Source organism: Desulfurivibrio nitratireducens (assembly GCF_044068515.1).
Lineage (GTDB): Bacteria > Desulfobacterota > Desulfobulbia > Desulfobulbales > Desulfurivibrionaceae > Desulfurivibrio.
The window spans coordinates 1-9,098 of the sequence record NZ_JBIPKI010000066.1 but is presented as its reverse complement, the minus strand read 5'-3'; the positions used below and the strand labels follow the sequence as shown (position 1 = coordinate 9,098).

General features: G+C 64.1%; 8 protein-coding genes and 1 pseudogene. 6 read left to right on the top strand and 3 right to left on the bottom strand.

Annotated features, from left to right (window positions below; all coding sequences use genetic code 11):
- A partial coding sequence (locus ACHHTY_RS11410) for a hypothetical protein (RefSeq protein WP_395494289.1) occupies positions 1 to 564 on the bottom strand: 564 nt, incomplete at its 3' end.
- 199 nt (positions 565 to 763) lie between these two features.
- On the opposite strand from ACHHTY_RS11410, the gene ACHHTY_RS11405 reads away from it, so the two are divergent.
- Entirely contained in the window at positions 764 to 1,699 is a 936-nt protein-coding gene (locus ACHHTY_RS11405) for a glutamate--tRNA ligase family protein (RefSeq protein ID WP_395494288.1), read from the top strand.
- Here ACHHTY_RS11405 and ACHHTY_RS11400 read toward each other — a convergent pair.
- Entirely contained in the window at positions 1,689 to 2,573 is an 885-nt protein-coding gene (locus tag ACHHTY_RS11400) for a hypothetical protein (protein ID WP_395494287.1), read from the bottom strand. The genes ACHHTY_RS11405 and ACHHTY_RS11400 overlap by 11 nt on opposite strands.
- Positions 2,574 to 2,841: 268 nt before the next feature.
- On the opposite strand from ACHHTY_RS11400, the gene ACHHTY_RS11395 reads away from it, so the two are divergent.
- On the top strand, positions 2,842 to 4,239 hold the full coding sequence (locus ACHHTY_RS11395) for a phosphohexomutase domain-containing protein (protein WP_395494285.1): 1,398 nt from the start codon (positions 2,842 to 2,844) through the stop codon (positions 4,237 to 4,239).
- 21 nt (positions 4,240 to 4,260) lie between these two features.
- Here ACHHTY_RS11395 and ACHHTY_RS11390 read toward each other — a convergent pair whose 3' ends face one another.
- Positions 4,261 to 5,901 (bottom strand): MBL fold metallo-hydrolase, encoded by a 1,641-nt coding sequence (locus ACHHTY_RS11390; RefSeq protein WP_395494284.1) that lies wholly within the window; start codon positions 5,899 to 5,901, stop codon positions 4,261 to 4,263.
- A gap of 229 nt (positions 5,902 to 6,130) precedes the next feature.
- Between ACHHTY_RS11390 and icd the strand changes: the two genes are divergently transcribed.
- From icd to ACHHTY_RS11370, 4 genes and pseudogenes are all read left to right on the top strand, one after another.
- The gene (gene icd, locus ACHHTY_RS11385; RefSeq protein WP_395494282.1) at positions 6,131 to 7,348 is read left to right on the top strand and encodes an isocitrate dehydrogenase (NADP(+)); all 1,218 of its coding nucleotides are present in this window, start codon (positions 6,131 to 6,133) and stop codon (positions 7,346 to 7,348) included.
- A gap of 165 nt (positions 7,349 to 7,513) precedes the next feature.
- Positions 7,514 to 8,008, top strand: a complete 495-nt coding sequence (locus ACHHTY_RS11380; protein WP_395494281.1) for a GatB/YqeY domain-containing protein — start codon at positions 7,514 to 7,516, stop codon at positions 8,006 to 8,008.
- Positions 8,009 to 8,053: 45 nt separating this feature from the next.
- Entirely contained in the window at positions 8,054 to 8,812 is a 759-nt protein-coding gene (locus ACHHTY_RS11375) for a ComF family protein (RefSeq protein WP_395494280.1), read from the top strand.
- 88 nt (positions 8,813 to 8,900) lie between these two features.
- Positions 8,901 to 9,098: pseudogene (locus ACHHTY_RS11370) on the top strand (S-methyl-5-thioribose-1-phosphate isomerase); the annotation flags it as partial.

Sequence of the window (9,098 nt, the reverse complement as noted above, 5' to 3'; positions counted from 1 at the left end):
TTTTTTAACTTTGGGCCGCTCGGTGGGAGCCCAGCCCTGGCCGGCCGCCAGTTCGCGCTCCAGCGCGGCCAGTTCCCGCAACAGGGAAGCCCGCTCCACGGTGGGTACCCCCTTCCGGCCGGCCACCAGCTCCTGGCAGCGGAAACAGCCGGGGAACCTCTGCACCCGGCCATTGGGGAAACTCAGGCTCGAGGGGACCCCGTGCAGGCGGCAGATCATCAGGCGATGGGCATAAAGGATGCAGCGCCCCTCTTCGTTCAAGGGGCACATCACGTCCGGCTGCCGGCCGGCGGCCAGGCTTTTATCGGCCTCCCGGCGATAAGCCGCCGCCCGTTCGCGGATGATCTGCTGCCGGGCCGGGGGCAACTCCCGCAATCCTTGCCGGAGCCAGGCCCATTCAATCATGGTATGGTGGAGAAAGTAGGAGTCGCAGCAGTTGTCCGGGCAGCCGGCACAGGAAAAATCAAGCTGGCGGGCCACCAGGTCGTAGGCCTTCTCCATGCGGCGGTAGAGGGCCGTTATTTTGACCGCCAGCTCGGGCGGCAGAGCAAGTTCATCGTTCATGGTCGCACTATACTGTAAAACCGGCGCCGGGGCTGCAAGGAAATACCGGATCCAGCCCCGATCCGGCGCCAGACCCGCTCAGCAAATTACGAAGGGGCCCGGCCTGCAGCAGCGGACCCCCTTGCTCCGACCACCTGTTTCTGGTAACCAGCAACGGCGCCGGCCGATCAACCTCAACCTTTCCACCCGGTTCCAAGCCATGCTCCGTTCCCGTCTCGCCCCTACTCCCAGTGGCTATCTCCACCTGGGCAACGCCATCAATTTCGTCTTGACCTGGCTGCTGGTGCGCCGGGCCGGCGGCGTCCTGAAGCTGCGCATCGATGACGCCGATGCCGGCCGGTGCCGGCCGGAGTTCGTAACCGACATTTTTCACCAGCTCGAATGGCTGGGGCTGGATTGGGACGAGGGTCCCAGTGGACCGGACGATTTCGCCGCCCGCTTCTCCCAACTGCAGCGGCTGGAGCAATACCGGGCCTTGCTGGCGGTTCTGGCCGAGCGGGGCCTGGTTTTTGCCTGCCTCTGTTCCCGGCGCCGGATCCGGGAAACCGCCGGCCCCGACGGCCTTTATCCCGGAACCTGCCGCCGGCGCCGACTTAGACCCGCCTCGGCCCATACCCTCCGGGTAAGAGTGCCGCCGTCCTGGTCGGCCAACCTGGTGGCCGGTTTTCCCGACCCTGATACAATCACCGTCCACCCGGGGGCGGAACTGGGAGATTTCATCGTCTGGCGCCGGGATAACCTGCCCGCTTACCAGCTGGCCAGCCTCGGCGACGACCTGGCCGACCGGATCAACCTGGTCGTCCGGGGCCGTGACCTGCTGCCCTCCACCGCGGCCCAGCTCTTCCTGGCCGCCCAACTGGGCCCGGCCGGGCAGGGCTTTTGCCGGGCTGAATTTCTGCATCATCCCCTGCTGACCGATGCCCGCGGGGGCAAGCTCTCCAAGTCCGACCAGGCCCTGTCCCTCGCCGCCATGCGCCAAAGCGGGATCGCGACCGGGGCAATTTACCGCCACGCCGCCGCTTTTATCGGCCTGGAAAGCCGGAATATCGACTCCCTGGCCGAACTGCAGGCCGCCTTCAAGTCCGCCTGGGAGTCAAACCCCGGCCGGCTCAAGCCGAGCCAATCTAAGGGGTAGTGATCCGGGGCTGCTGCTCGGTGACGACCTGGGCGCTGAAAAAACCGTATGCATAAATTATCCCCAGGGCGAAGAAGGCGGTGCCGCCGCCCAGCAGGGCCCCGGTCACCGGCGGGGCGATCAGGGCCAGGCGGATCAGCACCGTCACCACGGCAAAACCGGAGTTGCGGAAAGCCACCAGGTAGCCGCTGCTGTAGCGCAGCGAAATCAGGACCAGCAGGACATCGCTGAAAACCAGCAGGGTATAGAATTTCTCGAAGACGCTCTCCGGGCTGCCGAAATGGAGATAGGTCCAGACCTCATGGAAGAGAATCGCCACGAAGCCGCCCAGCAACAGGATGGCGATATTTTTCTTGGCCAGGATAAAGCGGGATTTATCAACCACCTGGCCACTGCCGAGGGGGTAGTTTTTCCGGATCCGGTAGAAAAAACCCAGGGCTACGAAAATAGTCAGCGCCCCGAGGGCCGAGGAGACGATGGGGATCAGGGCCGGTTCGACCTGGGCCCAGACCAGCGGTTCATCCAGGTGGCTGATTTCCTTGAAGGTGTTTCGCAGCAGAATCAGGGAGAGAATTTCCAGCTGTTTGCCCACCGAAATCGAGACCGATTTGGAGAGGGCCAGGGTCAACCCCACCACCTCCAGAATCAACAGCATGGTGAAGGCCCACTCGATGGCCACCAGGTGGTTGAGGGGAATCAGCCCCGAGAGGAAAGGCGGCAGCCAGCCCTGGCGGTTGACCTCGATCAGCAGGACGGCGCCCAGAAAGAAAATGACCAGGAAAAAGGCGCTGCGCCGCCGGCCGGCGGACCCTTCCCAACCCTGCTCCAGGCGATCGAACAGCCGGCCGCCGTAACTGCTTAACCCGTGCTTCATGTTGCTCTCCCCGAATTTGGCTCCCTTCCGGCTTCTGTTACCAAAAAGCACGCTTTTTTACACCTCTTTTCTCTCCTCGGCTCCCTTTGCCGGCGGCGGCCGGGGGCGGGCCGCGACGGGACCGGGCCGCGCTTGTCGCTGCCCTCCCCGGTGCGAACCGCAAAGAAGTAGCCAAACGGGGAGCGGGGCTTTATGATGCTCCGGCAAATGCCGGCCCCAGGACAACCATGACCCCGACCCTGACCCCCCGCCCGAGGAAGCCAACGCCATGACCGCCACCAGCGCCAACCACCCTGATCCTGCCGCCCTGCCGGCCTGCTTCAAGGCCTACGATATCCGCGGCCGGGTGCCGCAAGAACTCGATCCGGACCTGGCCCGCCGCATCGGCTGGGCCTTCGCCCGCCACCTGAGCCCCCGCCGGGTAGTGCTGGGCCATGATGTCCGCCTTTCCAGTCCGGAACTGGCCGCGGCCGTCAAACAGGGCTTGGCCGCTGGGGGGGCTGAAGTCCTGGAACTGGGCCTTTGCGGCACCGAAGAGGTCTATTTCGCCACTGCCCATCTCAAGGCCGACGGCGGCATCATGATCACCGCCAGCCACAATCCCGCCGATTACAATGGAATGAAACTGGTCCAACGGGATGCCCGGCCGATTTCCGGTGATAGCGGCCTGAATGATATCGCCGCCCTGGCCCTGGCCGCCGCGCCGGCCAGCCTCCAGCCCGACCGGGCGGAAGCCGCGGGGCCGGGAGCGCTGGCCGGGGAAATCCGGGCCGCCTACCTCAAGCACCTGCTTACCTATATCGAGCCCTTTCTGCTCAAGCCGCTGACCATCGTCGCCAACGCCGGCAACGGCGGCGCCGGGGCGGTGGTGGACCGGCTGGTTGCCCGCCTGCCCGGCAGGTTGATCCGCCTGCAATGGGAATCCGACGGCCGCTTTCCCCATGGGGTGCCCAATCCCCTGTTGCCGGAAAACCGGGCCGCCACCGCCCGGGCGGTCAAGGAGCACCGGGCCGACTTCGGGCTGGCCTGGGACGGTGATTTCGATCGCTGCTTTTTCTTTGACGAAGAGGGCGAATTCATCGAAGGCTACTACCTGGTGGGCCTGCTGGCCCAAGCGGTGCTGACCCGCTATCCCGGCGCCAAGATTATCCATGATCCCCGCCTGGTCTGGAACACCATCGAACTGGTCGAAAAGGCCGGGGGTCTCCCCTTGCTGAACAAAACCGGCCATGCCTTCATCAAGGAGCGGATGCGGGCGGAAGACGCGGTTTACGGCGGTGAAATGAGCGCCCACCATTACTTCCGTGATTTTTACTACTGCGATTCGGGAATGATTCCCTGGCTGCTGGTCTGGCAACTGCTCAGCGACAGCGGCCAAAGCCTGGGCCAACTGGTGCGGGAACGCCACCGGGCCTACCCGGTCAGCGGCGAGATCAACCGCCAGGTGGCGGATCCGGCGGCCGCCATCGCCCGGGTGGACTCCTGGTGCCGGCGCTTCCCGGGCGAGCGGGACTATACCGACGGTTTCAGCTTCAGCAGCGCCGATTTTCGCCTCAACCTCCGCTCTTCCAATACCGAACCCCTGCTGCGCCTGAACGTGGAAACCAGGGGCGACCGGAAGCTGCTGGAAAAAGTAACCGGGGAGGTGCTGGCGTTGATCGGTTGACCGTTGGGCGGGGCCGGCCTGCTAACGCAAGCGGTAGCGCTGGCCCGGCCGGGGGATGATGACTTCCGCTCCCAGTTCCTGGCGATAGCGGGCGGCCAGCCCGGGGCCGCGATCCTTGTCCAGATGAACCAGAAAAATCCTCTCTGGGGTGGTGCCCGCGAAGATCCGCAGCATTTCAGCCGGATCGGCGTGGCTGGCAAAGGCGGCGGTCTGACGAATTTCCGCCCGGACCCGGCGCTGCTGGTCGCCGATGCGCAGGGAAGCCGGCGGCGGGGTGGCGGTCAGGCGGCCACCGAGGCTGCCCGGGGCCTGGTAGCCGACAAAATAAAAAACCGTTTGGGGATCTTCCAGGTAATCCAGCAGGGCCTGGCGGGCGGCGGCGTAATCGGCCATCCCCGAAGACATGATCCCGATTTCCCCGGGCTCCAGGCCCAGAGGATTGGCGGGCCGGTCGCCGGAGCACCGCGCAATGTAGCCCGGCGGCAGAAAATCGGCCCCGGCCATGGCGGGGCTGAAGTAGGCCGCCAGGGTGCGGTCGCGCCGGTAGTCGGCGGCCATATCGGCATAAAGGCGCAATAATTGCCGGGCCGCAGGGCTGCAGACCCGGACGGTCTGGGCCGGCGGCAAGCGGCCCTCGCCGATGGCCCGGCTGATTTCAAACATCACCTGCTGGCTGCGGTCCAGAACAAAAGCCGGGATCACCACCCGTTTGCCGGCCGTCACCAGCTCCGCCACCTCCCGGCGAAAACGCTCCCTTTCCCGGGCCAGGTCCGCCCTTTGCCCGTAAGCGTAAGTACCTTCGAGAAATAGTATATCAATCGGCTGCTCCAGCCGGGGATTGGCCGGCAGCAGGGGCGAGGAGTCGCCGCCGACATCGCCGGAGAAAAGGACGGTAAAGCCCTGGTAATCGAAGCGGACCATCACGCTGCCGGGAATATGGGAGGTGGCGATAAAGGAGGCCCGCAGTCCGGCCGAAGCCAGTTCCAGCACCTGGCCCGGATCGACGATCACCACCTGCTCGGCGATCCGCTCGAGCAGGTCGGCGGCCAGTTTTTCCCGCACCGGCCGGGCCAGGTAATAACCGCGGGCGGAGAGTTCGGGCCGGGAAGCGCTGAAGTAAACCCGGTTGGCGGGCTGCACCGAGGCCGCGCCCCCCTCGGAGCCCTCGAGGTGGACCGGGATTCGCTCCCGGCCCTGGTTGTGGCGGGAATAGTAAAAGCGCTCCGGGCCCAAATCGGCATATTGGAGGTTGGCCGGCAGGGTCAAACGGGCGATCGCGTAGGTAACCCGGCTCATGTAGATCGGCCCCCGGTAGCCCTCATGCAGCAACAGGGGCAAACGGCCGAGATGGTCGGCATGGGCATGGGTGATGAAGACCCCCCGCAGAGCCGCGGGGTCAACCTCTGCCGGCCAGGGATAGTTGCGCCCGTCTCCCCCGATGAAGGAACCGACATCAACCAGGTAAAGGTCGCCGGCAAACTCCAGGGCATGCAGCGAGCCGCTGACCGACTCCTGGCCGCCGGAGCCGAAATAAACCACCGGGCCGGGTTCGTCGCTGGGCCCCCCGTAAACTGCCGGTACCCGGACCACCAGCGCCGCCAACAGCAATAGAACCAGCAAGACCGGCAACCGCCAGCCGATTCGGTAAAGATTCTTGTTCATCTCTTCCCTCGCTTCTTTTTGCCCGATAACGCGCCCGGTCGGCCGCGAATTTACAGGATGACATTTTTCCGCCGGGCTTGTCAAACCGGGCCGCATCTCTTGGTTCCCACCGGCTCCGAATCAGGCTTTGTCCTTGACTGTCGAGGCATTTTACGGTTTATTGCCAGCTTTGACCCTAAAGCAATCAACGGCATTCAGCGCCCGAATCGACTCAACATGGAGGAAGCCCGTGGCAGGAGAAAAAATCACCATCAACCAGGACGGTTCCGTCAATATTCCCGACCAACCCATTATCCCCTTTATTGAAGGCGACGGTATCGGCCCGGATATCTGGGCGGCCACCCGCAAGGTGCTGGACGCCGCGGTGGAGAAAAGCTTTAACGGCCGGCGCCGGATCGAGTGGCTGGAAGTCTATGCCGGTGAAAAGGCCAAGGAAAAGACCGGCGAGTGGCTGCCCCAGGATACCCTGAACAAGATTACCGAATACGTGGTGGCGATCAAGGGTCCCCTGACCACCCCGGTGGGCGAAGGCATCCGCAGCTTGAATGTCACCCTGCGCCAGGTGCTCGATCTGTACGCCTGTGTCCGGCCGGTGCGCTACTACCAGGGCGTGATCAGCCCGGTCAAAAGCCCGGAGAAGGTGGACATGGTGATCTTCCGGGAGAACACCGAGGATGTTTACGCCGGGATCGAGTGGCAGTCCGGCACCCCCGAGGCCGACAAGGTGATCAACTTCATCAACCAGGAAATGGGCAAGAACATCCGCCCGGAAAGCGGGATCGGGATCAAGCCGATTTCCGCCTTCGGCACCAAGCGCCTGGTCCGCAAGGCCATCCAGTATGCCATCACCCACAACCAACCCACCGTTACCCTGGTGCACAAGGGCAACATCATGAAGTTCACCGAGGGAGCCTTCCGCAACTGGGGTTACGAGTTGGCCAAGGAGGAATTCGCCGACAAGGTGATCTCCGAGGACGAACTGTGGAGCAAGTACAACGGCAAGCAGCCCGCCGGCCTGATCGTGATCAGGGATCGGATCGCCGATGCCATGTTTCAGCAGATCCTGCTCCGGCCAGATGAATACAGCGTTTTGGCCATGCCCAACCTCAACGGCGACTACATGTCCGACGCCCTGGCCGCCCAGGTGGGCGGGCTGGGAATCGCCCCGGGGGCCAATATCGGCGACGGCTACGCCCTCTTCGAGGCCACCCACGGCACCGCCCCCAAGTACGCCGGCCTGGACAAGGTCAACCCCGGCTCCCTGCTGCTTTCCGGGGTGATGATGCTGGAGTACCTGGGCTGGAACGAGGCAGGGGTTATGATTCAGCGGGCCCTGGAAACCACGATCACCAACAAGACCGTGACCTACGACCTGGCCCGCCAGATGGAAGGCGCCACCGAACTCAAGTGCTCGGAGTTCGCCGACGCCATCATCGCCAACATGTAACGGCCGGAGTAGCGGGCCCAAGCTGTTGTTTTCTCAGTTTGGCGGCTAATGCTGCTCCATGAGCGCCCGGCGGTGCTCAAGACCGCGGCGGCTCCGGTTCCCGCCCGGCCGGAGCCGGTCTTGGTCCGGCCCCGGCCGGCCGCGAAGAATATGGAGAAAAAACCCATGAGCAGCGACAGCAACGATTACGGCTGGGATGAAAGCAGGGGAATCTCCCTGCTGGCCAAGCTCAGAAGCGATCTCAAGCAGGCCATGCGGGAGCATGATGATGATCGCCGCAACACGATCCGCCAGGTGATCAGCGAGTTTCCCAAGCTCACCGTGCCCATCACCCTGGAATCGGGCAAGAAAAGCACCCGGCTCAAAAAGGACGAAGAAATCACCGATGACGACATCCTGGGAGTGATCGCCGGCCTGGTCAAGTCGGAGAAAACCACCCTGGAATTGCAGAAAAAGACCAGCTCGCCCTACCTGGAGATCCTCAACTCCTACCTGCCGCAACCGGCCGGGGCCGACGAAATCCGGGCCTGGATCGCCGCCAACATCGACTTTGCCAGCTTCAAAACGCCGATGCAGGCCATGGGACCGATCATGAAACACTTCGGCAAGAAGGCGGACGGCAATCTGGTCAAAAAAATTCTGGCCGGCCAGAGCGATTAGCGCTTGGTTGCGGTCAGGGCCGCAATAATTTGGTTGAACGATTGGATGGCCAGATCCGCAATCGACATGCTGGCGATCCTGGGCCGGGCTTGCCAGGATCTGCTTTTCCCCCCCTCCTGCCTGGGCTGCCGGACGCCCCTGCCCTCTTCCCAGCCGCCGCTGTTCTGTGACCAGTGCCAGGGACAGCTGCAATGGCTCAAGTCGCCGCTGTGCCCCGGTTGCGGCCAGCCGTGGCCGCCGGGCGCGGGTGGCGATCACTATTGCGGGGCTTGCCTGCAAAAACCGCCCCATTTCAGCCGGGCCCGGGCGGCGCTGCTCTATCATGGCCCGATCCGGGTGGCCATTCAAGCCTGCAAGTATCACGGCGATCTGGCCGGGCTGGCCTCCTTTGCCGCCCTGGCCGGCCGCGCCCCCGCCCGGAACGACGACCTGATCGGCGACCCGACGGCCTGGGATTATATCCTGCCGGTGCCGCTGCATGTCCAGCGCTTGCGGGAGCGGGGCTTCAACCAGGCCCTGTTGCTGGCCCGGGCTTTTTTCCCCGGGGCCAAAGAGCAGATCCGCCCCGACCTGCTCCGGCGCCGGCGCTGGACCGAGCCCCAGACCGGGATGAGCGGCCGCCGCCGGCGCCGGAATCTGCGCGACGCCTTTGTGGTTGACCGACCCCAAGAGCTAAAAAACCGCCGGATTCTGCTGGTGGACGATGTATTCACCACCGGCAGCACCGGCAACGAATGCGCCCGGGTGCTCAAGGCGGCCGGCGCCGCCGAGGTAGCGTTATTCACCCTGGCCCGGGTCCGTTAAAAAACATCTATTTTAAAACCGGTCGGCTCATTGCCGGGCAACTTTGGGACAGAGCGGCAAAGATGAAAATACCCGCAAGAATTTTATTATGAAGATCAACGGCCGCCATTACCGCACCATCTGGCTGGACTCCGCCGACCGGCGGGTGGTCCGGATCATCGACCAGCGCCGGCTGCCCCACGCCCTGGTGGAGGAGGAATTGCGCACCGTGGGCGACTTTTGCCGGGCGATCAGGGAAATGCATGTGCGGGGGGCCGGGTTGATCGGGGCCACCGCCGCCTTCGGG